The organism is Marinobacter sp. UBA3607, assembly GCF_002375525.1.
GTDB lineage: Bacteria > Pseudomonadota > Gammaproteobacteria > Pseudomonadales > Oleiphilaceae > Marinobacter > Marinobacter vinifirmus.
Window position 1 is genome coordinate 287,466 of sequence record NZ_DFLY01000032.1, and the last position, 25,123, is coordinate 312,588.

The following is a 25,123-nucleotide window of genomic DNA, read 5'->3' on the forward strand; positions in this document are numbered from 1 at the left end:
AAGATAGTAACCTTAGCTTAGATTCAGAAATATGTCTTTGTTTTGAATGAGGTATAGCTGAAGGCTCGGGGCCAAGACAACAACATCTCTATTGCTTCAAAGAGCCTCCAGCCGCTGCAAAGCAAGAGCCCAAGGCAATCTGCGCCCACTATTTTTCATCCGTTGGTAGGCATTTCTGGCCTGATCAATAGTAACCACAGAGTGAATGACCAGTTGCTCGACAACCCACAAGGTTCCATTGACCAATATCGCCTCTTTCTCAGCAGCTTTCCTCAGGGCCATGTCACCTGTCAGCAGTGGACATCTTTCCTGACGGGCCAGTGCCAGTGCAAAGCAATCGTTTCGGCTGGGGCCATTGTATTTGCGGGTGTACTCGAAGGCTGAACGCATTCCCTCTTCATCCAGTTCCCCCAACCCCAACCCAAGCTCTACCAGGTAACCATGCTGGTCTTCCAGCTCCTCGTAGAACAGAATATCCGGCACCCGGAATTCATACGGAAGGCCGAAGAGCTGCTTCAGTAACCCACCCTCTTCAAGGTCAATAAGGATGTTTGCATCACTGATCAGCAACTGCATCAAACGCCTCCAACTTCCGCATCTGATGGAATTGCATCAAGGGAAGTTTGAGAAGCTCTGCAGCCTTTGACTCACCAACAATTCCCTCTGCCAGCGCACGATAAACGAGCTGTTGAAATAGAATGGTGCTCTCTTGAGGCACCTGGTCTCCGGGCTCCTGCTTGCGCCATCCCGCCGCAGAAAATCGTTTGATTAACTTATCAAACAAGCTATCGGAGATAATCTTGAGCACTTTGAGGCGATACAAGCACGCCTGCATGCTGAGACCATACTCATGCTTGAGCATGTAGAGTTCACGAACCTCGATGCTGTGGCGAGATTCTCCTATCTGTTCGCACGCGCTCTCAGCGGGCAAAAGGAACGCAGACGCAAAATAGTTACACGCTTTCTCCTCATCAAGATCTGACGATAACCGTCCCTCCAGAAGTAGATGGCCAAACTCATGTGCCAGCGTGAACCGCTGCCGGTCACCATGCCACTGATTAGAGACGACGATTAATGGCTGCCCGGCTACGGTTGCCTGCAAACCATCAAACTTGCCAGCCACATCAACATCGGTAGTAATCACCAGAATGCCCTTGGACTCCAGAACATCAATGACGTCCGGCAGCGGATTCAGGCCCAGCTTCCAGCTGCGGCGAACCTGGTTGGCAACGCTTTCCAGCTCAGCGTAATCGGTTATTCTCTCAGGCAATCCCTCAACACCCGAAAACCCGGCAACCGGAAACTCGGGCCACAGGTCAGCAAGTTCCTGCCAACGCTCAGCCTGATCGAGAACATCTGCTTCGATTCTCTTGAGCTCTGCTTTAGTCGTGCTGGCACGTTTTCGATACTCGACGCGATTAAGCGATACCCGAACTGGACGGAAGAAGTATTCTGAGCGGACACCGAGGGCACGAGACAAGCGAATAAGCACAGGAGAAGTCGGCATACTATCGTCATGCTCGTACTTCTTGATCATGTTCGCACTTACCCCAACCTGCTCCCCCAAAGCCTTCATTGAAAGGCCAGCAGCAGCCCGGGCGCGTTTCAAGCGGTCACCAATCATAGAATCACCGGTTTACAAAACTAAATTAACTTTAGTAATCGTAAACCTTCCCAGGTGTGATTGCCACCTCAACTAAGACCTCTCCAAAGCCACCTCCAACAACTTAGGCAACTCCACCACCTCCTCAAGGGAGAATAACCGCCAGCCCTGGGCTGCCAGCATTGCACGCTGGGGTGCCCTTTCTGCCGACACCCACACAGCAACCCGCTGATCATCCCACACAAACTCGAACTCACCGGCTACCTCACCGGTATCCATCTGGATCTCAGCGCCGCACTCAGGCGCAGGCAGCTCGCTCTTCAGAATATGGTTCACTACCGGAATAGCAGCCTCTTCAACCTGCTGCGCCCAATCAGGCAGGCCATAATGTAGGTCACCAAGTACCTTACGGGCAGTATGAACCCGGAAGCTCTCGGCATCATCAAACACCTGAAATCCCGCATTAGTCGCCAGTTTAAAGACATCCATCTCCTCATTGAGAATCAATGCAACCGGGTCGGACAACCCCTCCTGCAAACCTTCCGGCCAGGCAAGATCCAGAAAAGCCTTCAGTTCACCTGTATCCGGGTCTCTCAACTCGAACTCCTTATCTCCCGACGGTAGGCCCCGCTCCGTAATCCAGGCATTCACCTCATCCAGAAGCTTCTCCTCCTGCTCATCCGCAATTCCACCCGGAGCAGATTCGCCCTGCTCTACAACCTGATATTCAGGAGCTTCTTCGTCCGATGGCAGGTCATACAAAGTATCCAGAAAACGATTAGCCGCTTCAGCCAGCAGTGCCTGGCGCTGGCGCAGGAACTCCATATAGTTTTCCGGCTTACGTAGCTCCGGATCTTGAGGAATCCACTGACTGGCGAGGGCACCCGGGTGCTGGCCCTCCACTTCGGGGAAATAGTCCCGGGGTGGCCGGTTACTGATCTTCAGGTTGCTGCTCTTGGTCAGAAAGCAGAAGTTGCCCAGGGCGTTGACCGCCTTCTTGTCGTCATGGCCGTTTTTCTTGAGGTAATCCCGCGGGAAAACATGGTGAACTTCCAGGGATGTGTTCTTGCCCAACAACCCTTTTTTCAGCGGAAGGCCCGAGCCCCAGTCCTGTGCTTCGCCAACCCGGGTCAGCATGTAAAGGATGGAATAGAACCGGTTACCACGGCTCCAGCCCGTGAAGTGCTCAGGTCGAATACGCAGGTTGCCTCGCCACAGCTGCAACTCCCGGATGAGCGCGTCCAGCCCTTCCTCCGGCCCGGCGTCCAGCAGGATATTCAGATCTCGGGAGAGCACACTCTCAGTGGAACCGGAATAACGACCCCAGATGGCAGTTTGCACATACCAGAACAGGATCTTGTTCTGAGTTGCATGGCCCTGTGCAGCGCCACCGGCATCATCCAGGAAACGCGCCAGAATCGGGAAAGCGAAGTGGCCGGTCAGCACCTGCTGATGGTCGAGGCCTAACCGGGCGCCGATCAAATCGAGAACTGTGTTGATATGGTTAACAGCGCGCTGCAGGGCCGTGTTAAAAGTCGCGGCATCCAGGTCGTGAAGCGCCACGAAACGCGCATCGCCCGTGGCAATCGTGGTCACACTGCGCAGCAGCCAGTCCAGCGTGAAAGCAAACCCTGCCTCGTTCCAGTCATCCAGGGCCTTGCGCATACGGGAACGGGCATCCGGCTCTACCGAGCAGATCCGGGCCAGGGCGAGATCACCCTTGGACAGCTTGCGACCGCCACTGTTTACCCGGTTGAAGATGTCCACCACCACATCCAGAGTCATTTCCGGGCCGGAGACGTCTTCGATGTGAACATCAATCTCACGGATATCCCGCAGCCGGTTAAGGCGATTGCCACAGTGAGTAGTGCGCTTGAAATCCTGGGTGGACTCCAGAATCTCCTCAAGAATGGTATCCACGCCCTCTTTCATCAGACGCGTCACATCCACCCACAGCGGATTGCCCTGCATCTTCGAAGCCATGTAGAAGGAAAACTCTTCTGTTTCCGCATGGAAATACAGCCCCTTGAAGGCATTGGCATCGCCGTCAAAAAAAGCAGGGGGCTCACCCTTAATAATGCCGTACAACGAGGTCATTCGCTGCTGGCCATCCAACAACATCTTCACCTGTTGCCCAGACGCCAGCGCACTGGTCCCCCTCCCCTGCGCCTCAGAAGAGTCCGTAATCCAGGCGAGCAAGCTGCCCACCGGATAGCGTTTGTACAAAGACCGCACCAGGCCACGAACCTGATCCCGGTTCCAGACGTAGCCTCGCTGAAACTCCGGCAGGGCAATCTGGCCGATTTCGATTTGATCCAGGAGGGTGGAGATTTTCATGTTACATCCCGTGTCAGTTTATTTTGATCAAGAGGTACTCAGCCTGCTTGATCTGAAGAATCATGCTTACCGCTTCTCCCTAAACTCCCGAAGAGCCACCTTAAGCGTCTTGGCCTTCCAGCCCAACCCTTCCAGCACCTTCTTCTCCTCATCATCGGCAACAATGCCATCTTTCGCGTGTGGCCAGGCAATCTCAACTTCCGCCACAACCGCCCCGTTGGCGTCGGTTATCTCATAACCAATTTCCGGCTTACCGCCTCCGGCACCTTTCAGATAACGCAAAAGCCCGTCATAGGGCGGGTCCACCAGTTTGTACAGGTCGTCCCAGTCAGCCGCACTGCCCAGTATGCCCTGCTCTTTCCGGAGTCGCTGGATCAGCGCCATATCCTTGCTCTTGATCGACATATAGTCGTGTAATGGCTGCTTTCGGTGGCAGTCAGCACATAGAGCCTGCAGATTGCTTTCCTGATTATTCCGTTTGTTGCCGTCAATATGATGAGTATGCAGAAGATGCTTGTGTGAACCGAGGTCCAGTCGGCAACTCTCGCAGTGATAGCCTTTGCTGGCCCTGAAGTTCTCCGAGATCTGCGGCCAGTCCGGCGTATAGCCTTCTTTTCGTTCAATAAACGAGCTGGGCAAATAACGAAAAAGCGTGCTGTGTTCGGCGAAGAAATCCTTCAGGCTAAAGCTACGCCGAATCTCTGACTGCCTCCGGGGGTCTGTCACATAGCCCCGGTAATTGAGGTGCTTGAGGCAGTTAATACAAACCTGAAGCCTTGCAGTGCCCTCAACGCTCTTTTGGCTCAGCATTGAAAAGCCGAAAACCTCGAAATCACCGGTCACATTCACAACGGCACGATAGCGCTGAAACCGATTCTTCTGGCGCATCTGTTCCAGAGTTGTGCAGTCTGCCACGTGCACCCTTCTGCCGGTGCTTGCATCCTTTAGCACGCCATCAACATTTCGGCCATGATCCGGAATATAAAGAACAACCTGGGCACCATTACAACTAAGCAGGCCAAACTCGGTATCGACCTCATCAATCGTGACATCAACCCCTTTCTTCGATGTCACGATTTCAGGAAGCGGTGTCTGAATGCGATGATTCAGGGAGTACTCACGCTTGCTGCATCCCATCTTGTTAACCTGAGCCCACAACGCATCAACCGGAAACCGCAGTTTCATCCTTCAATCTCCAGGATCTGCTTTATCCGAATATCAGCATTGGAGATAACCCGAAAAGTCACTCTACGACTTTTCTCAAAGTTCTCGGTGCCTTGAGAATTCAACACAGGCTTTGCAGATGAAAAACCAACAGCCGCCACGTGAGACTTGATCCAGTCCTGATGCGGGCTAACCTCAGCCAGCCGGTAAACATATTCAAGCACGCTCCGCGTTCGCCCCTGAGAGAGCGCCATGTTCAGGAAGTAGGCATCAGTGGGGCTGGTGGAGTTGTTCCAGACACTGCTGGTGTGCCCTTCAATCCGCACCTCATTGATAGAATCTTTGAACTGATTCAGTACTTCCATATACCGCGGGAAAAAGTCGGAAAGTAACTCCTGGTAGTCGTCACTCAGCTCAATCTTTCCCCTCGCGAACAGAACCTCTGGCGAGTTGAACGTAAAAGTGAGGGTATCTTTATCGATCTCCGCGTCCCAGCGAGGAAGGTCATCAGAGAACTCCCCCATCAACGCCTTGTAGATATTCACCTGGGTTTCCTGATAGGCCACCGCCACTTCCTTAATCCGGTCACGCTCAATCAACGCGTCGCGCATCAGGGCAATCGCGATGAACAGAAACACCACCATCAAACCTGCCATCAGGTCCGACACCGAAAGCCAATGGTTCTCTTCCTGTTCGGAAGCCTTGGGTTTCAAAAACTCAGCCATGTCGATTCCTTACGCAGACTGAGTCCGGACAACACGATTCATTTCCTGCACCAGGCCTTGGTAGTCCTCTGTGAACTTACCGGTAATCGAAACCAGCGCCTGCCCCATCTGCTCCATTGAGCGGTTAATCTCGGTTTGCAGAGCCTGATCCAGAATTTCCACACTACCCTCAACAGACTCCGCGCTCTTGCGCATCGCTTCTTCCATGGACTGTTTCAGACCAGCGATCAGCCCCTGAACCTGATTAGCTTGCTGCTCAGCCATCTGCTCCAGGCTGTTAACCAACTGATTGCGCATAGACTCAAGGCCGGTCTCGAAGCTTTCACGACTGCGCGCCGCTTCTTCTACAACCGCTTTGCCAGAATCTCGAAGTGCTTCTGAGATCGATTTGTTCTGCTCGTTCATATCAGCCACGAGGTTTCGGAAGCTGTTATTCAGCTCTTCACTCAGGTCTTTCAACAGCTCACCGGTTTGCTCTGAACTCTTCTGGATAACATCCGACGCGCTGACCAAAGACTGGTTGGCACTGAATGCGCTTTCCTGGAATTCACTCGCACTCTGAGAGATCGACTCCTTGAGAGCCTCACTGGTTTTGGCGATACCATCGGTCAGCATTTTCGAAGCGCTTTCAACGCCTTCAACCGTCAACCCAATCTGCTCCTTCAACTGCGGGACAGCCTCAACCGCCTTGTCCCGAACATCCTTGAACGCATCCAGGTGCCGGCCCAGCTCTTGAATCTGATGCTGGTTCACCGTCATCACCTCACCAAGCCGGTTCATGGATTCCGGAATCTGGCCCGCACTCTCCCGAATACTGGAAACCGCCGTTTGGGTTTCCGTAATCGCAGTAACGCCCTGGGCGTACTGCTGGGTCATGTCATCCAGCTGGCCTTTATAGTTATCCTGCCACTCAACCAGCTTCTCAACCGCTTCATTCAGCTGTTTGAAGTTATCGCCAAACTGCTCGGTCAGATTCTGGTTGAAGTCAGTAATCACCTGGCGGAGCGCATCGATCACCGCCTCAGTCGCGGACTTCGACATCATATCGGCAAAATCCTGAAGCTTGATCCAGAGCTTTTCCTGAAACTCGCTGAATTCCTTGCGGGACTGCTTTTCAGCATCGTTCACATCAGAGCGGAGTAACTTCATCTGGCCGGTCAGGCTGGACTCATCGCCACTGCCAATGGCCTGATTCAGCGCGGAAATACCCTCACGCTGCTCAACCATTACGCCATAAAGTTCTGCGGCACCTATCTGGTCTTCATCGATCTCTTCCGTGGCCGCCACGGTCAGGATCCCTGTGGACACCAGGACTTTGTAAACGATGGACAGGAGCATACCGGCCAAACTGGTGATAAAAGCGGTTTTCATCCCGGACAACAGGCCCTGGATGCTGCCATCAATGTCTTGAACGTCGAAAGCCAGGAGGCCGGCAACAATACCGAAGAAGGTCCCCAAGATACCCAGCGTTGTTAGCAGTGTTGGTGCGTACTGGGTGAAAGGATGATGTTTGTTACCGCGCTTCCAAACACACGACAACAAAAATACAGCCAACAAAAGGCCAAGAAATACATCGGTAACCAGACCAATCTCAACAGACGCTACCGCGTTCTCCAGAGGTGCCGAGAACATAAGAACTCCATATCTTCGAAGTTAGATACAACGCAGCTTCAAATCCTTCGAAACAACATGCTCATCCTGAGCCCAGCAATTCATTCACACACTGAATACCTTTAAGACAACCCTAAATAGCCGGCATTAATACACCCTCATTACCGCGCCTTTCCGGCTCCGGCCGCAAATACTTATCCGGCAACACCACGGAATTAAAAACCTGCACACATAGCGGCTTCACCCTCTCAAACCGAACCTCGGCGCTCTCATAATCACTTTCGAGTGCACCGGCAGAGCACTGCACAGAAATCATGCGGTCGTGATAGAAGAATGAGTATTGCCGCATTTTTTGGTACACAGCCATCCCTGCCCGCTCCATCAGTACATCGAAATCCATGAAGTAACCCGGCAACCCCTCAACCGACACCATACCGTAATCCAGCAAAGCGCCACCTTCCGGAATAAGCCCCTCTATCTCGCCTGATTGCATCATCTCCGCGACATCTGCGCGGGTTACGGAAACACCCTCAGTCCCTCTAACCTGGAGCATAATCAGCTCCATGCCTGTGCCTGCTTCGCTTTTCCATTTGCGTACGATATGCGGACGGTTTCCCTCAAGCTCCTGCCAGGATTTCGGCAACTGCAGGTTTAAAATCACACCAAGAGATTTGCCGGTGCCATCAGTGTGGTATCGCTGGCGAAAACCTTTCGTGTATTCCTGCGCGGGGTTATCGCCAAACCTTATAGCCAGCAGGTATTCCAGTGTGGGGCTGTAAATATCGCCCTTGGCTCGGCGGTTACCCACCTCCTCGAGGAACTGCTCTGCAATCTCCCGTGTTATTTCTTGTTGCCCGTTTATTTGTTCTAACTGAGCGTTCAAATCCGAATGGAATTGTTGGAAAAGCTCCTGGCCCATGAACGCAACCATCTTCGGTCGGAGCTTTCCATGAATATCTCCAAACGTTCGCTCAAACGATAGCCTTGCTAGTAAAGCGTCCCGAGCCAGATCAGGATACTCACGTGCAATGCGTTCCAACGACAGTTTCTGGCCAAGCACAAAGCCATAAGCCTCCGCCAGGCCAGGGAGGTTTCCCTGATTCACTTCAATGGCTTTTAGCGGTGTGGCACATACAAGCAACCACACCATAAGCAGGAAAGTTCTCATGCCCTGTTCCTTACAGGTAGCCAACAATCTGGAAGAACACACCAATATTAGTGAGCACCCCCATCCAACCCAGCACCGTGGCGATCTTCGCCAAAATGGCCCATACCTTCCGGCCCTGGTACCGGGTTGCAGCGCGCCATATACCCAGCAGAACCATCACCTGATAGACAGTCGCTAATGCGAGGACGACAGCAATTGCGCCAATAGATGGCACAATCTGTATGACGACGTTAATAACGATGCCGACCACAACACCGTACAGCCAATAGGTTTTAGCCAGGCCGAAATCGCCGGTAGAGAGTTTGGAGAAAAATCCTTTTTGTTCAGCCGCTTCGGTAATATTGTTCATAGGGATCAATGTCAGTTCCTTTGGTGATTAGTCCTATACTAAAAGTCTTTAACCTGTTTAATCCGAACCCCGCAATCTCCGCATCACTGCCTCCAAAGAAGTACTCTCAAGCCCCTCCGCGTGCTTATCCACCTTGTCCCCAAGCGTTGCATCTGCCTCTCTCAGGCTAGACCTGGCACCAGCGTAACGGGATAACTTGTCCAGGATCACATCGGTATCTGCACGCCCCTGATCTATCCAGGCTTGGATCTTTTCGCCATCAAAACCCAGCATGTCGAGGCTACTATCCGAAATGCGGCTAGCCGGACGCACCTCGAGAATAGTTTCATCAGGGAAGTCATCCGCACTCCACAATGATCCGTCGCTCAAATGCGAAACAATGATTGCATCAAGGCTCTTATCAAGGAGAGGGGTGATAGGCGTGTTTCCCTGAGCCTTCCTGTAATTTCCCTGCCCTCCATCCGAATAAATTTCACCCTCCACCTTCCTTGGAGTAAACAAAACAGGTATTGCAGCTGAAGCCAACAATGCCTCACGCTGATCTACTTCATTCAGTGACTGAATATGCCGAAATACAGATTCACGAGTATCGAATCGTTTAAGAAACTCGCCTTTTAACAAGTCCGTTAGCGCACCGAGGCGCCCCTTGTAGGGGTAAAGTGAGACAAAAAGCGGTTTACCATTGGCCAGATCAGAGGGTGAAAGATAGCGCTCCAGAATTTGGCTTAACGGTGAGGTGGAGAGGATCCCCGAATGATCCGTGGCTCCGTAAATACTCGAAAGAAGACTAGCGCCGATTCTGCCAGGGCCAGTAAGACCTGCTGCTGCGAGCATCATGAGATAACGAGGTATCGCTTTTTTATTGACTTCAAGGACACCCTCTTCCGCAACTAGCGCCCAAACTTCATTCAGCCGCTGCGCTGCTGTAGCGATATCTGGTGCCGAAGCCACAATAGCCCCATTGAGCGAACCAATACTCGCCCCCGAGACCATTGCCACGTCAACGCCATGCCTTGCAAGCGATTGAACCATGCCTACTTGATAGGCGCCTTTAGCACCGCCACCGGATAGCACCAATCCAATCTTCATGCGACCACCCTGTCATCAAAAAACTCTCTAGTGAACTCTCGCCCCAACCGTTCGGCACTGAACAAATGTGGGACCACTAACGAACCTGAATCTTGTGGAAGCGCTTTACAAACCATAGAGACATAGGGCGTCTTGACTGAGTCAGCCCAATCCGACAATAAAGCCACACTATGAGATAAAGGCGGCGCTAACCTTTGCCATCCCACTGCCGTACCAGCAAGCCATTCCTCGCGTGACAACCTTTGCGTAGGCAAGGCATGAATTGTTTCTGCAAGACAGCTTGCAATCCGTAAACGTAAATCCGACAGCAATTGATCCGCATCTTTGCCCGGGAACTGCTGAATGTAGAAGCCGAAATCCCCCCACCAGAGATCTTCGTAAACACTGTAACAGCGCAACAGAAGAGGAAGCTCGGACAAGTTTCCGCCCTTCCATCTCCAAATAACCCGATCCAAGTGATGCGCCGCCCGAACCCGAAAATCAACACGTTCAACAGCTTCCGTTAATATCGCAAAACGCTCGGTTACCCGCGCATCAAGTTCAGTAACACGATCCTTAAGGTTCAGAACTTCAAGGCCGATAACCTCGGTGTGATTCTGGATATTTCGGAGCTCATCATGAACAAGACCCAGGGTACGACTGTTGTTTGCTAAGGACTCCATCACTAGTGACAAGTCCTCAACATTCTGCTCAACAACATCCGTAAGCGATGCATTGATCTGGTTTTGTCGCCTGGTGGTTGCACCTGTAAAGAAGGAAACCAGATCCTTGAAGAAACCTTCGTTTTCTTTTTCTTTATGCACTCGCACCTGTTCACGTGCGACATTTAGTCTGCTGACCAGACGTATCGCACACTTATCTCTTAACGGTGGAAACAGGTCAGCTGCTTTTTGAAATTCAATATTTGTAGTCACTGGACGCGATCCTTGAGCCTACTGTGGGCATCGCTCTGCAGGGCTTCAGAGTCTTCCTGTAACGCAGGTAGATCTCGAACCATCGATTTTAGTGCTGTGAGCAGTTCATCCTGTTCACTTTTACTTTTCTCCTTGTCTGCTACTCCCTGCAAGAGATCTCCGCGCAGACCCTCAACCTTTTTCTCAAGTTCTCCAAAAAAACCTTCCAGAGAGTTATTGATTGGAACCTCTACATCTTCCCTGACCACTTCATGCCAGTTATTTTCCTGTTGCTCCAACAACCGATCGGTAATTGCACTCAAATCATCGAGAGAGACGCGGAAAACTTTAATTCTTGCCTCGTATTCGTCATAACCCCAATCTGTCCCGAAGATGTTGCCAAAAAATCTTTTTACACCCGCACCGGTTGCCGTTTGTCTCCGAAGTCGCGTAACCGACTTTGTGCCGGCCTTAATACCGTCGCTCATATCCAACGTTTTCAAAGCAAAGGCAGACGAGTTGACGGTCGATGGCACCTTCAGCGATATATTGAAGCCGTCCTCACCGAGACGCTTACTGACAGCATTTAAGATTTCACCGGATTTTCTGGCGATTTCGGACTCCAGTTGGCCATTGAAATGCTGGAAGGTAGAGCTCAAAGCCTCCCTCAACTGCTCACTGAGATCACTAATTGGTACCTCAAGAGCCTGTTCAATCTTGGTCAAAAAAGATTTGGCATCGTCAGCACTGGTAAACTCCAGATCCCGATCATTCGGGTCAACAACCTGTTCTTTCGATTTTTCACCTCCAGAGGCCAGAGTACGTTTACCAGCCATCAAATCGCCAAGCGACACTGCGGAACGCTTCTTTTCGTCGGAAACCGTATCAATCCCCAGGCGTTCCCGCTCGGCCTTTGTATGGCTCATGACTTTCTTTTCCCGCGCTACCTGTGCAATCACGCCCTTCTCAAACAAGCTGCGTGTAATGGCCTGACCTTGCTTCTTAGTCTTTGCGAGCGCATCTGAAACTCGCCCCCTAAGATCGCCCAACAAGTCTTCTGCTTCTTTTTCTTTTTCCTCACGCAGCGCTGTGATCCGATGGGCATCTCCCCGAAGGGAGTCAATGTGCTTCTGCAATTCCGCCGCTGTTTTGCTCAACGCTGTATCACGGCTGTTGATAAAGTTGGATATCTGTTCTGACAGATTCACAAGCTTTGAAGCAGTAGAATCCAGCGCATAGTATGCTGCGTTCTGGTGCGCGGTGTGTATTACCCGTTCCAGAGGAATGCCAAAGCCGGACTTTTCCCAGAAATAGTTCGCAGCTCTGGATACCGTATCTAGATCATCCAGCTTGTCTTCCCAGTCCATCCCAAGACAGGTCTGACCAAACTCCTCCACCCACGCATTCTCTGGCTGGTCGGGATCGGGAAGCTGGCCATGTTCCTCCAGACTTCTCTGTGCAAGCTCTGAAATAAAGGCACGATACGCTGAAACTGCGAAGATACTGTCGACAGGAATATCGTTATCAAAACGACGGTTAACCATCGTTTTGATACTGTCTTCATCCGGGTCGTTGCGCCGCTTTTCGTCAAACCGGTTTACAAACGCATACACCCGCCCCTTCGCCAGAGTTGTCACGGCATTGATCTCATCCTGAAGATCCTGATCGCCCTGTGATTTCAGCTGGTTGTAATTGAGCACAGCGATAACGGCCGAAGCTTTTCGCAATTGATCACGGAGCATGACCTTCAGATGCTTCTGGCCTGCCTCGTTAGGTCCTGGTGTGTCAAGCAAAGTTAGTCGGCCAAGTGCGGCTTCCTTATCTGAGAGCGCAGCAAACTCAACCTCAATTACCGGCAGCTCGTGCATTTCGTCGTAGTCGGAAAATGGGAATTCGAGTTCAAGCACCCGACAGATTCTCACCAAATCATTTATCGACTTCAGAAACTCAAAGATTCCCGACTGCCCCTTGTATTCCTGGCTGACGTTCGCACCCAGTGTCACGAATGCCAGGGCTCCTTCAAGCTCGGGGGCTTCCTGAACAATTCGACCAGAGAGCCCGGGGGCATTCGAAAGGGCCTTGTTAATCGTTTCGCAAAGGCTGTTGATAGGTTGGTTATTGTGGAAAAGGAGCTTTGGTTCCTTCATCCCCGGGCTATGGCGTATCAGCGTTGGTATCGCAGTCATCGGCGCATTTCGGTTGGGTAGCACTTCTGCGCCCACGATTGCGTTGATGGTGGTGGACTTGCCCGCCTTCATGGTTCCGACAACCGCCACAACCATATCCATCGCTTCTAACTTGGTTTTCTCACCCTCGAGTATTTCCATCGAATGCTCGAGTATGTCGGAATCCAAGGTCTGCTGTTCTGACGTACCCGCCGTAGACACCAGTCCAGGTGTGGCTGCAACTTTTGACAGCAGCGAGCTTTCAAGTTGAATTAGCCTCACAGCCTCTTTTCTTAAAACTTCCAGATTATCTGCGTGCATATTGATCCTTAAAAACGGTTAACTACGGTGTGCTCAAGACGAAAAAACGTCCCAAGCCACCCGATAATCCTCCTCCCGATCCGGCCGGAAGAACGGCGCTTTGTATTCCACAGTCCGCTCCACCGGCCCGCCAGGAAGCGTGTCGTCCATATAGGTTTTGTAAACACTGCCTTCCTGCAAATGCTGGATGTCGTCCCAGCCAAGGGCGATGTCGTCTTCTTTTCTTTCTGGTGTGTGTATGCAATAGAAGGTGCCTTCGGTGAGTTCTTTCTTCTTGGCTTTTCTGGGCAGGCCTACGCCTATCAGGCCTTTGTTGGAACCGCAACGAAGAAGACACCTCAAACGCACATATAAGCGTATGAACTCGTTACCCGATCAGAAGTAGATGGCAAATCACTCAAATCTAACCTGTTTTCAACCATATATTCGAGCTGAAGAACCCGCCCTTTGATGATTTCATGCGCACCTGCAGATTGTTGACCGAGCTCCTTCAAAATGGGTTCGGCATTAAAGTGCACCCGCTCACAGCTTAATTTTCGCAGGGGGTCACTTCGGACTGCCAGATAATCACTTCCAAATGCACGATGCTGAGTTTTAAATTCTTCCGCGCGATGGTGAGCCAATGGAAGCTCAGCCAATTCGGCCATCGTCTGGACTCTACCTTGGGATGCCATTACCCATGCTCTATAACACGCAGCAAACTCTTCAGGGCGCTCCTGCTCAATTTTATTAACAAGCATTTGCCCCAAGACGTCACGAAAGTAAATGCTTGCATCATCTAACTTACAATCTGCCTGCAAGAGCTTGGCTTTAGCAGTGTCACCGTCCCGGATATGGTGAATGCTTGAAAGTGTTTCTAAGGCACCACACATTGGTGCCAAATGCTCTATAAGATGCTTTTTATCTAGCCATGCGTGTGCGTCGGAGAGAGCCTGCAATTTCTGGTCGATCCCTTCTATCTGTCGCTGAACCTGCTGTAATTTATGATAAATAAGGGCGAATCCGGCAACACTGACCGCAAGGTTGGCGACTTGCATACCCATTAGCATTTGAGGGCTGTTAAGTATACTTGGTAGCCCAGCTTCCCTGGACACCTCCGCTCCGGCTTCTGTAAGCCATACAACAATCTTTTTGTCGCCAACTCTTCGAACCACTCCACCTACACGCTCGAGAGTGCCATTTGCGAGCCCTTTAACAATTTCCTCGGAAAGCTCGAACATCACATTAATATTAGTCATCAAATGCTCCCTCCAGTGGCCCAACTTCCTGCTGCGCTAACCATTTTTGACGCAGCATTGCAATATGCAGTGTACAAGGCACGGTTATCCGATAGGCAGGCCCCGCTATATCGGCAGCTGTCCACAGACCGGCCACAGCCCAACCCAGTGGTCCCAGCAATACAGCTCCCGCTCGCCCCAATGCAAAGGCTGCTCCTATCCTAACGCCATGACCCAGCAACTGCCGGGCAATGGCTGTCGCAATCAAACTTGAGGCCTGATACATGAAAACTCGGTACAAATGTGGTGCCAACAATGTTGCCAGCGAAGCACCTGACAAAAAGGCCTTATAATCCCTATGGCTCATGCCCGCTTTACGCAAGACCTTCTCCAATTCCTCTCGATCTTTCCCTTCAGCTTCCTTGGCGGATTTTCGTAATAGTTCTTGAATCATTCGCTGCTCAAGCTCAACAATAGAGGCGTTGCTCGTATTTTTCACACCAACTTTTCGCGCGGCATCTTTGAGAACTTCAGAATATCTGGGCCCTTCCTTCCGAAAGACATTTAGAAAAGTGTTACCCCCAAACAGTCGGATCTCGTCGTAAATCCGATCGCTATAAAGAGCATGATCAGGATGGTGGCGTTTATATTCTGGAGTGGTGCTCAAATTTTCTGTAGACGCTTTAAGTATGTACTCAACCAGCGGTTCCAATTCTTCGTTAGAGGAGGAATTCAACAGATCTTTCGTTTTGATAACATCACTGCTCATGCTCTTTACCTTTCATTAGAATCATTATCAAAAACCTCCCAAGCCACCCGATAATCCTCCTCCCGATCCGGCCGGAAGAACGGTGCTTTGTATTCCACAGTCCGCTCCGCAGGCCCACCAGGAAGCGTGTCGTCCATATAGGTTTTGTAGACGCTGCCTTCCTGCAGGTGCTGGATGTCTTCCCAGCCGAGGGCTATGTCGTCTTCTTTTCTTTCTGGTGTGTCTATGCAGTAGAAGGTCCCTTCGGTGAGTTCCTTCTTGTTGGCTTTTCTGGGCAGGCCTACGCCTGCTATGCCAATGTTGACGCTGAAGACGACGCGGCCGGTCTGGTCGTAGAAGGTTTCGGCTTCGTTCTGTTGCAGCACGGGGAACTGGACACGGTAGATGGTGAGCAGTTCTCCCAGCGTGAGTCCAAGGGCCTGGGCGACGAGGACGTCGATTTCTACCAGGGCCTGACGGCGGGCGTAGTCGGTGCGCAGGGCGTTGTTTCTTTGCCACTCGGGGGTGAGGTTGGCGAAGAAGTCCTGCAGCAACGCAGCGATGGGTTTGCGGGTGGCCCAGTGTTGTTGGCGGAAATCGTCTTGCCAGTTGGATTGCCAGAGGTCGGCGTAGTGGCTGGTCACGGAATGAAGCGCTAACACCCGACAAGCAATCGAAGGCAACAACTCCACCAAAGGCAGTGCTGCCCACGTCGCCATCAAATTGCTACGTCCCGTGGATTTAATATAGAAATCACCAAGGATCGAGATTGTCATCGCGGCCTGGCGAAGCAACAACTGCTGAGATTTGAAAGTGGTCGATTGAACACCATGGATATGTGCAGCCCCCGGCATTAAGATCATGGGAATCATCGTGCGCTCGCCGGACTGAGACAGCATTCCACGATAAGCCAACCTATAATAATCCGTCACCAACCGCTCCCGGTGCTCGCCCTCTTGCACCCAAGGCACGCGCGGGGTGCGGTCGCGGTAGGTGGCGGGGTCGCAGGCGGGGATGTAGTTGGTGCGCGGCAGGTAGTCGTCCGGCAGGGTTTGCAGGTCGAGAGGATCGTAGGCCCTTGGTGTATTGCATTCCTGTCGCGGAGTTTTGTAAAACGGATTACCAACGAAGAAATGGGGACCGGAGAGTATCCATTGTTCCGGGTTTTCCGGAAAGCGGGTTTCCCGCGTGATGGTGCCGTCCCGCTGGGCATAGGTTTCGTCGAACATTACCGTGGAGAAGTACTGCCCTTTCAGATCCCCCAGCCGCCGGGGCTGGGCGGCGAATTTTTCCAGTACGTTGGTGAGCTGCCGGGCGTGCAGGGCCGGCAGTCGGGCTTCCAGGGCATCGGTGCCGGCTTCGTCGTAGAGCTGGGCGAACAGGGCCAGTTCGTGCCAGCCGATTTCGAGAATACGGTCGCGGTGGCCAGTTAACTCCCAGCTGCCCTTTGAGCTCTCCTCCTCTCCAATACCGCTTTTAATCCCGGGCACGGGTCCAGAGCCATCACTTTGATAGCATGCATCTACTGTTGAGGGGTCGAACACATTCGAGATGGAATCGAACTTTGGTTCGTCTCGGCAAGGTCCGTAAATGTTTACCGAGAACTTCACCCATATCATAATTTCGGCAAAAAGCAGACGTACGTTAGTGTATTGGAAATGCCTACGAAGACGGTTGTACACCTCCCGACGGAATCCCCCACCCTTGGGATCATCATAAATCCCCTCCGGATGCAGAAAGCCACTCACGCCCTGTCCGTTCAAATTGGCCCAGGCCCGGAGCAGGAAGCATTTGTACAGGTTAGTCTGCACGCCCTTGAGCTGTGGGTAGTTCTGGGTGGCGTTCAGGAACGCCTGCGAACCTTCCGCCTCCGCCAGTTCGGCAAACCACGCCTGCTGCAGTTGCGGGCTGCGCTCGAAGGCGGCTTCGCGCTCATCGGTCAGCTGCTTGGCGCTCAGTTTGTGCAGCACAAAGGCTGGGTTGTGGTCGCCGAGGATGCCACCTTCCTGCCACTCCACCTTGCGCCACGGCGGGTTGCCCAGAGTAATGTCGAAACCGCCACGGTTGGCAAAGATGTCGGCGAAGGCCAGTTCCCAGTGGAAGAAGCGGAAGTGTTCGCCCAGCTCATTGGCGATGGCCAGGGTGTTGAAGTACGGGTTTCTGAACAGTTTTTCCAGGTTGAGCTCGCCGCGCTGGTTGCTGACATCGCGGGCGGCCTGGGTTTCTGCACGCAGGGTTTGCTGGGGCTCGTCGGCGGCGAACAGGTCGTCTACCGGTTTGGCAAACAAGTCTTCGCCCTGCTCTGCCGGCTTTTCGTTTTCCGGGGTGGAATTTTCTGCGGTTGGAGTGCTGCCCAGCAGGCTTTCCTGCTCCGGCGCAAAGTCAAAGGTACCGGCGCTGTTGAGGATGGTGTTCAGGTCGAACAGCCACTTCTGTCTGTCCGGCAGTTGGTCTACCTTGTCCAGCGGCCAGAACCAGAGGGCGCACCAGTAGTCCATGGCCAGCTTCAGGCGGCGGTACGGGGAGGCGATGCGGGCGTTGGTGTTGAAGATGCCGTGGGCGCGCAGGTTGTCTTTTTCCCGGGTGGTGGTGTGGTGTTCTTCCACCTGTTCCTGGCCCCACAGGGGGTAGGTGTCTTCGGTGCGCCGGCGGTGCTGTTCCAGCATCTGGGTGTGTTCGCGCCACAGGCGGTCGACGGCATCGCTCAGGCTTTGCAGGGTTTTGATTTCCTGCTCGTCTAGCGGGGCACAGAAGTCTTTTTTCCAGTCTTTGATTTTCTTGAAGGCATCCGGGCGCAGTTGTTTGGCCACTTTGTCGTTGTAGCCGGCCATGCCGGGGTCGGGCAGCAGGAAGTGGTAGATTTCCCCTTCGCTACGGCCGCCCTCGCCTGCGGGGCTCTGCAGGGTTTCCGGGTTTAACCTGCGCGGGGCGTTGTTGTACCAGTAGCCTTCTTTGGCCTGTTTTTTCAGGGCAATCTTCGGGTGCACCTCGCGGCGGGCACCGATCAGGCTGTTGCCGGTAAAGAGCTGGTAGCCGAACCAGGGTACGTTGTGGCCGCCGCTAAGGGCGTTCAGCCACAGGGACACTTCCGCCAGTTCCACGGCGATGGGGTTGAGGTCTACCCCGTATACGTTGTGGTCGGCGATGTGCATTTTTACCCGCTGCAGTTCCCGCTGGTAGTCCTCGTGGGGTATGCGTTCGCCCAGCTCCTGCTGTTTGCGGGTTAAGTAGGCTTCCGCCAGCTGGTTGACGGCTTCGTTCAGGAAGGCCGCGCTGCCCATGGCGGGTTCGCACACCGTGAGTTCGAGAATCTCATCCGCCGCTACGTCTTCCGTCAGGCGTTCCTTGAGGGTGTATTTCACCAGGCTTTTGGTGAGTACTTCCGGGGTGTAGTAACTGGCGGATTTTTCCCGGTCGCGCCCGGCCATGCGGTAGATGAATTTGCCTTTCGGGTGTACGCGCAGGCTGAGTTTGCCGTCGACTTTGTCGTACACGCGCTCTTTGTCGTCGAATTCGTCCAGCTGGCTTTGGGTGACGAAGTAGCCGGTGTCCAGTTCGTCGGGGTTGATGTTCTGGCCTTTGGGGGCGACTTCGTAAAGGTCTTCGGTAGCGAAGAAGCCGCGGTAGCTGAGCAGGGCTTCGTATACGGCACCCAATTGGTTAATACCAAGCTGGGTGTAGCTGACGCGGCCACGGCGTTTCTTGCCTTTTGTGGGCCTTGTGAGCGACATGCTCTGGATGACCTGCTGCAGGGTTTCGTTGCTGAAGGTAACGCGGTTCAGCAGCGGGGTTTTGGCCGGGTCGAACAGGTGGCTGTCCAGCCCTTGCAGGGTGAAGGCGTTGGTTGTGCTTTCGTGCAGGTCGTCTTTTTGCCGGCTGATCTGGTGGCCCTGGTAGATCAGCGTGAACATGCGCTGCAGGCTTTCGTGAAAGTAGTGGCCCTTGCGGCTGTCTTCGGTGGTCAGGCGCACGCTTTCCAGGTCGCGCAGGCTGTCCAGGCTGTAGCCCATGCGCCAGGTTTCGTCTTCCGCTGGCAGGTAGCCCAGTTCTGGCCGCGCTTCGATGTAGAACAGGAACAGAATGCGGTACATGGTGCGCAGGCATTCTTTGGAGAGCTGGTCGGCATCCAGGGCGTTGCTGCCGCTGTAGATGCCTTCCTTGCGGTCCCGGGCCTGTTCAATGAGTTGCTCGGCGGCTTCGTTACCTAGCAGTTCGATAGCCTGGCGCAGGGCGTATTTGAGGTCGTCGGAGACGGCGAAGGCGTGTTTGTGGCTGTTTTCGTCCAGGCTGTCGAGGCGGCACTGGCCTTCGTCTGGCGCGAGGCTTTCCCGGTGCAGGAGCACGGCGGTGGCTTTGAGGGTTTTGTCGTCCCGCCGGCCGAGGATTTCTTCCCAGTCGAAACGCAGCATGCGGTTTTGCGACCATTTGTAGCGGTCGATCAAGATGCCCTGGCGGTCGCTGATCAGCAGTACCCAGCGCGGCGGGTTGTCGTTATGGCCGGCCACCTGGCGGAACACGGCTTCGTTGAGGATGCTGTACCAGCTGGTGTTTTTCAGTTTGTCGTGGTGCGGGCCGGGGCCGAAGAACTGGTTGCTGTGCAGTTGCAGGGAGAGCGGGTCTTCCCCTTCGTTGTTTGCATCCAGCGCGCCCAGTACCCAGAGCTGGTCGCCCAGGGTGCTGAGGACGGGCAGTTCGGTGTTGGGGGCGATGGTGCGGTTTTCCGGCTGGTACGGAATGCCCAGAGTGCCCAGCAGGTCTTTGAAGAAGTCCCGCTGCAGGCGGATACGCTCGGCGGCGCTGCGCTCGGTTTTGAGCTTGTGGCGCAGGGCGAAGAAGGTCTGGTTGAGGTTGCGCAGGGCGCGGTGGGGCGTGGTGTATTCTGTCCCGGCCTCTTTGGCCTGCTCTTCGCGGGCATCCCAGTCTTTGATGGTGTCGGCAAAGTCACCCTGGAACACTTCGGCCAGGTAGTGGGCGCTGAAGAATTCGTTGTCGTTGATTAACCCGATGAAGGTGGCGGCGGTGTCTTGTACGGCCATGGTTATGCTTGCTCCCCGGCTTCACGGGTGAATACGGCGATGATCTGGATAAAGGGCACCGGCTCGATGGTGAGGGTATCCCGTACCCAGGCCTGGTAGTCATCGAACACTTTTTCGATGCGGCCGATGCGCTCTTCCCTTCTGGCCGCTTTGAAGTGTTCCGCCTGGGCGGATTTTTCCAGTTGGAGTTCTATCTGTTTTACCTGGCGTTGTTGCAGGGCTTCCAACGCCTGCAGTTGCTCTGCCAGCTCTTCGCTCTTCTGTTCTGTATAGGCCTGCTGGCGCTGGTGCATTTCTGCCTTGGCGGCGTTGATCACCGGCTGGCGAAGGGCTTCCAGTTCGCTAATGTTGATCGGCTGGGCGCGGTTGGGCAGTTTGTTGTCCAGTTGCAGGCTTTGCAGCCAGTGTTCAGCCGGCTCTATGGCTGTCACTTCGCCATTGCGGGTTTTGATGGCAAACCATTCCCAGATCACCGGGTGGGCCTTGCGGTTGGGGATCAGGCCGCTGACCAGGAAGACGGATTGGCCCGGTTGCAGGGCCTGTTTTACGGCATCGGTATCCGGCAGGGCCAGCACGGGCGCGCTGTGGCGGGCCACCTGGGCCAGCAGTTTGTCTTGCAGCCACTGGATGGCCGGGTGCTGGGGCCACAGATAATGGAGTTTCGGCCAGGCGTTTTCATCTTGCCGGCTGCGGCGGATTTCGTTTTCAAAACGCTGCTTATCAGCAGTGAGTACCAGGCTGCCATCTACCGGGCGGATTTCCGGTGGCAGGAAGCGGAAGCGGTAGTCCAGGTCATCCGGCGGCGTGAGCGTGAGGGTTTGCTTGTCGTTGTTGGCCGTGAAATGCACCTGCCTGCGCTCGCGGTTGATGGCTTCCAGCGCCTGGCGGGCGAACTCGTAGTCGCTGGGGAACAGGCTGTAGCGTTCTACGGTGTATTGCTCCGTTTCTTCCTCAGTTTTCGGGGCGGCGGCTTCCGGGTTGAGGAACAGGGCCAGCAGGTCGTCGCCTTCGTTGCTGTCGTCGGCCTGGTATTTGTCATCAAAGGCTTTAGCCTCGGTGCCTTCGGCCATGGCTTCCATGGTGAGGGCTTCTTCGGCTTCGGCATCATGCACTTTCATGAAGGTGGCCGGGTCGCCGATGTTTTTGTAGGCCTGCTCATCTTTCTCTTTGAGGATTTCCAGTATGCGCTGGTCGCCGCGCACTTTGGGGTTGTCGCTCTGGTTGATCAGGTAGGTGATGATCGGCGTTTGTTCCTGGCCGTAGCGATCTACCCGGCCGTTACGCTGCTGGAACACCATCAGGGACCAGGGCAAATCGAAGTGCACCAGCCGGTGTGAAAGGTAATGCAGGTTGATGCCCTCAGAGGCCACATCGGAACACAGCAGTACGCGGAGTTTACTTTCTGGTTTGCCGAATTCTTCAACGATTTCCTGTTGCTCGATGTCGCCCATGCCGCCGTGCAGAATGCGGATGGCGTCGTCTTTGAGCTTGAGGTCGCCTTGCAGCTGGCCGTGAAGCCAGTTGAGGGTTTCGATGCGTTCGCTGAAGATCACCAGGCGGTCTTCGGTGTCGGTTTTCTTCCAGCCGTAATCCTTGCTGCCGAGCAGGTTCAGCAAATCCCGGTATTTGTGGAAGTTGGCCGGGGCAATGTTACGCAGCGACAGCAGCAGGCTGTGGAGAGCCTGAATTTCCTGTTGTTCGTCTTCGCTGACTTCCTGCTTGGCCTCCAGCTTTTTGATGCGCTGCTGTACGGACACTTCCGCCGCAGCCGGGGAGCTGAAGATGCTTTTTTGCAGGCCGATGCGCACCAGCTGGCCATTTTTGGTGGCGCTGTGTTCGCCCCGGTAGGTAAAGGGCACGTCCAGCAGCGCCTGGTAGGCGGCCTCTTCTTCCGGGCTGGCGTTGAGGTAGAGGTCGTTAACCACCCGTTCCTTGAACTCCTGCTGCACCTGGTCGCGGATGTCCTTTTTGAAGCGGCGGATCACCAGGCCTTTGTCGCGGAAATCTTCCTTAGCGTAGTCGTCCGGGTCGGAAATGGCGGTGGGGTCCAGCATGTTCATCAGGCTGGCAAAAGACCGCGCCTTGCCGTCGTGGGGGGTGGCGGAGAGCATGATAAGGGTGTCTGACCGGCCACTGAGCAATTGCGCCAGTTGCGCCCGCTGGGAGCTGCTGCCCCGCTCGGCCACGTTGTGGACTTCGTCGATAACGATGATGTCCCAGTAGGCTTTTTCCAGATGCCGGCGGTATTCGTTGTCCTGCTTGAGGGTGTCGATGGAGATGATCGACTTGTCGTAGTAGTAAAAGGGGTTGTGGTTGCCGGGAATGTGGTTGCGCACCCGCTGCAGGCCGGCGGAATCCAGCCGGGTGAGCGGGATGGTAAAGCGGTTCCACATTTCCTTCTGGAACTGGGTCATCATGCTTTTGAGGGTAAGCACGAGGATGCGCTTGCCCCGGCCGCGGCGCATGAGCTCGGTCATCAGGACGCCGGCTTCCAGGGTTTTGCCCAGGCCCACGGTATCGGCAATCAAAATACGCTGTCGGTTCTGTTTGAGAGCCTGCAGAGCCGGGTCCAGCTGGTAAGGCACCGGGTCCATGGCCGCTTTGTGGCCCAGATGGATTTTTTCATCCGCCGGGGAGATCTGGCGAAGCTGGGTTTCGATAAACAGGCGGCTTTTCTCAAAGCCGGGGGTCAGGTCTTGCTCAAAGCGGGTTTCTGCCGGGTCCAGCACGCGGATGGCACCCGCTTGCTCTTCCAGCTTGGTGAGAAAGCGGGCACTTTTGCCGTTTACGAGCTCAGACAGGCCGTCTACGGTGAGGACGTAACCGCCATCATCGCTGAGATCCGCCCGGCGGACGATCCATTCGCAATCCCGGATGAGTACTCTGGCACCTGGTGCGTAGAGTGAAGACATGTGCCCTTCCCGACTGGTTGGTTTAACTGGATGTCGGGAGGGTAGCTGCTGGCTCCGACATCCGTTGTCGTTTTATAAGATTACCGTTACGTTACCCTGATAATGGTCTATCAGAACGTAAAGGTGAAGCGATGTTCACGTATTTTTACATTTTATGTAATTGTTTTCTGGGGTGTTTCAGGTTTGCAACTATGGGCAACGATTAGTCATTACCAACCTCAGGTTTCCTGCGCCACCCAGACAAACCCTTCTTTTCTAAATTGATGTCATCCTTGTTTGGTAAATCTCTCCGCACAGCCCGGCCTGTCAGGGGGGCAGGAAGGTTAGGCTGCGTTTAGTTTGGAGTATAAGGGATACTGGGTGAACTTGGAGGTGATACAAAAAAACGTAACGATTGTTTACATATGAGGTAGCGACACCAATCGTCGCGACCCTGTTATAGAGTGATCAAAGTTGAAACAAACAGGGAGAAAACGATGAATCGTGCCGAAAAAGAAATGCTCAAGAAGCACACCGCAGAACGCGAGGGTCTATCTGAGGAGGAGTGCCAAAAGTTGGATGAGCTCAACGAGCTGGTCCACGATGTACACTACGAACTCTTCCCGGAAGAATACGATTCCATGATGGACTCCATCGCAGACGCCAACGACCGTCGCCGCGGTATTAATCCCATGAGCGTGGACTACACCGAGAAGGTAAACGCCCGCCGAAAAGAGCGTGGTGTGCCACCACTGGGAGCTAACGGATTGCCTACCGACGATTCCAGCTGGGATGTTGCCCGGGATGAAGCCTTGCGCCGCTTAGGATGAATTGGAGAATTCGCTTTGTCCTACCAAATAGAAGAAAAACTCGTTATCGCTGTAGCCTCCAGCGCCCTGTTTGACCTGTCCGAGTCCGACAGGGTGTTTCAGGAGCAGGGTGCCATTGCCTACCGGGATTACCAGGAAGAGCATCTGGAGGTCCCGCTGGACAAGGGGGTGGCGTTTCCATTTGTTCGGCGGTTCCTGAACATCAACAAGCGTTTTCCGGAGACGTCGCCGGTCGAAGTGGTACTGCTGTCCCGCAACTCGTCCATCACCGGCAAGCGGGTGTTCCGGTCGATTGAGCACCATGGGCTGGATATCTCCCGGGCGGCGTTTCTGGAGGGCAAGTCACCCTACCCCTATATTCCGGCGTTCAATGCGTCGCTGTTCCTGTCGTCCAATGAGCAGGATGTTCTAAAAGCCATCGACTACAAATACCCGGCAGGCACGGTGCTGCCGTCCCCTGTGGTGGATGACGAGGACGATTTCGAGCTGCGTATTGCTTTCGACTTCGATGGGGTGATTGCCGATGATGCGTCAGAGCGGGTTTACAAAGGTGGTGAGCTGGAAGCATTCCATGCCCACGAAACCTCCAAGGCCCGCATTCCCCACAGCCCTGGTCCATTGGCTGATCTGTTCAGAAAGCTATCACTGCTGCAGCAACTGGAAGATGAGGCGCAAAAAGCCGATCCGGATTACCAACGCATCCTGCGCACCGCCATCGTCACCGCTCGTAGCGCCCCTGCTCACGAACGTGTGATTACCACCCTGGAACACTGGGGCGTGGATGCCAATGAGGTGTTTTTCCTGGGCGGTATGAAGAAAGACCGCATTTTGAATGTGCTGAAGCCCCATATGTTCTTTGATGACCAGCGCAGCCACCTGCAGTCGGATGCGGGGAATGTGCCGATGGTACATATTCCGTTTGGGGTGGCGAATCATACTCAAAGCGACAAGGTTAGTCGCTAACTGGCGCTAAGCT

18 protein-coding genes are annotated in these 25,123 nt (G+C 53.9%); 2 read left to right on the forward strand and 16 right to left on the reverse strand.

Annotated features, from left to right (window positions below; genetic code table 11):
- Nucleotides 1-96: 96 nt before the first annotated feature.
- From B2589_RS12930 to B2589_RS13005, 16 genes are all read right to left on the reverse strand, one after another.
- A complete protein-coding gene (locus B2589_RS12930; protein ID WP_286816852.1) occupies nt 97-576 on the reverse strand; it encodes a PIN domain-containing protein in 480 nt (159 codons plus the stop codon).
- A complete protein-coding gene (locus B2589_RS12935; protein WP_286816853.1) occupies nt 557-1,624 on the reverse strand; it encodes a helix-turn-helix domain-containing protein in 1,068 nt (355 codons plus the stop codon). Before B2589_RS12935 ends, B2589_RS12930 begins: the two co-directional genes overlap by 20 nt.
- 72 nt (nt 1,625-1,696) lie before the next feature.
- Complete coding sequence (locus B2589_RS12940) at nt 1,697-3,940, reverse strand: GmrSD restriction endonuclease domain-containing protein (RefSeq protein WP_286816854.1); 2,244 nt, start codon at nt 3,938-3,940, stop codon at nt 1,697-1,699.
- Nucleotides 3,941-4,006: 66 nt separating this feature from the next.
- Entirely contained in the window at nt 4,007-5,125 is a 1,119-nt protein-coding gene (locus tag B2589_RS12945) for an HNH endonuclease (RefSeq protein WP_286816855.1), read from the reverse strand.
- Nucleotides 5,122-5,829: an OmpA/MotB family protein gene (locus B2589_RS12950; protein ID WP_286816856.1), complete on the reverse strand. Its 708-nt coding sequence runs from the start codon at nt 5,827-5,829 to the stop codon at nt 5,122-5,124. The genes B2589_RS12945 and B2589_RS12950 overlap by 4 nt, the downstream gene beginning before the upstream one ends.
- 9 nt (nt 5,830-5,838) lie before the next feature.
- Nucleotides 5,839-7,461, reverse strand: a complete 1,623-nt coding sequence (locus B2589_RS12955) for a MotA/TolQ/ExbB proton channel family protein (RefSeq protein WP_286816857.1) — start codon at nt 7,459-7,461, stop codon at nt 5,839-5,841.
- A gap of 112 nt (nt 7,462-7,573) precedes the next feature.
- A complete protein-coding gene (locus B2589_RS12960) occupies nt 7,574-8,608 on the reverse strand; it encodes a hypothetical protein (RefSeq protein ID WP_286816858.1) in 1,035 nt (344 codons plus the stop codon).
- 10 nt (nt 8,609-8,618) lie between these two features.
- Nucleotides 8,619-8,966 carry a hypothetical protein gene (locus B2589_RS12965; protein ID WP_286816859.1) on the reverse strand — a complete coding sequence of 116 codons (348 nt, stop codon included), beginning with the start codon at nt 8,964-8,966 and terminating at the stop codon, nt 8,619-8,621.
- Between the two features lie 48 nt (nt 8,967-9,014).
- On the reverse strand, nt 9,015-10,046 hold the full coding sequence (locus tag B2589_RS12970) for a patatin-like phospholipase family protein (protein ID WP_286816860.1): 1,032 nt from the start codon (nt 10,044-10,046) through the stop codon (nt 9,015-9,017).
- Nucleotides 10,043-10,960: a diguanylate cyclase regulator RdcB family protein gene (locus tag B2589_RS12975; RefSeq protein WP_286816861.1), complete on the reverse strand. Its 918-nt coding sequence runs from the start codon at nt 10,958-10,960 to the stop codon at nt 10,043-10,045. The genes B2589_RS12970 and B2589_RS12975 overlap by 4 nt, the downstream gene beginning before the upstream one ends.
- The gene (locus B2589_RS12980; RefSeq protein ID WP_286816862.1) at nt 10,957-13,425 is read right to left on the reverse strand and encodes a dynamin family protein; all 2,469 of its coding nucleotides are present in this window, start codon (nt 13,423-13,425) and stop codon (nt 10,957-10,959) included. Before B2589_RS12980 ends, B2589_RS12975 begins: the two co-directional genes overlap by 4 nt.
- Nucleotides 13,426-13,458: 33 nt before the next feature.
- Entirely contained in the window at nt 13,459-13,773 is a 315-nt protein-coding gene (locus B2589_RS12985; RefSeq protein WP_286816863.1) for a hypothetical protein, read from the reverse strand.
- Complete coding sequence (locus B2589_RS12990; protein ID WP_286816864.1) at nt 13,764-14,663, reverse strand: hypothetical protein; 900 nt, start codon at nt 14,661-14,663, stop codon at nt 13,764-13,766. Before B2589_RS12990 ends, B2589_RS12985 begins: the two co-directional genes overlap by 10 nt.
- Complete coding sequence (locus B2589_RS12995) at nt 14,656-15,411, reverse strand: ubiquinol-cytochrome C chaperone family protein (RefSeq protein ID WP_286816865.1); 756 nt, start codon at nt 15,409-15,411, stop codon at nt 14,656-14,658. The genes B2589_RS12990 and B2589_RS12995 overlap by 8 nt, the downstream gene beginning before the upstream one ends.
- 5 nt (nt 15,412-15,416) lie before the next feature.
- The gene (locus B2589_RS13000; protein ID WP_286816866.1) at nt 15,417-20,426 is read right to left on the reverse strand and encodes a hypothetical protein; all 5,010 of its coding nucleotides are present in this window, start codon (nt 20,424-20,426) and stop codon (nt 15,417-15,419) included.
- A gap of 2 nt (nt 20,427-20,428) precedes the next feature.
- A complete protein-coding gene (locus tag B2589_RS13005) occupies nt 20,429-23,338 on the reverse strand; it encodes a DEAD/DEAH box helicase (RefSeq protein ID WP_286816867.1) in 2,910 nt (969 codons plus the stop codon).
- Between the two features lie 476 nt (nt 23,339-23,814).
- Between B2589_RS13005 and B2589_RS13010 the strand changes: the two genes are divergently transcribed.
- Entirely contained in the window at nt 23,815-24,147 is a 333-nt protein-coding gene (locus tag B2589_RS13010; RefSeq protein WP_286816868.1) for a hypothetical protein, read from the forward strand.
- 15 nt (nt 24,148-24,162) lie between these two features.
- Nucleotides 24,163-25,110, forward strand: a complete 948-nt coding sequence (locus tag B2589_RS13015; RefSeq protein WP_286816869.1) for a 5'-nucleotidase — start codon at nt 24,163-24,165, stop codon at nt 25,108-25,110.
- The last annotated feature ends 13 nt before the right edge of the window (nt 25,111-25,123 follow it).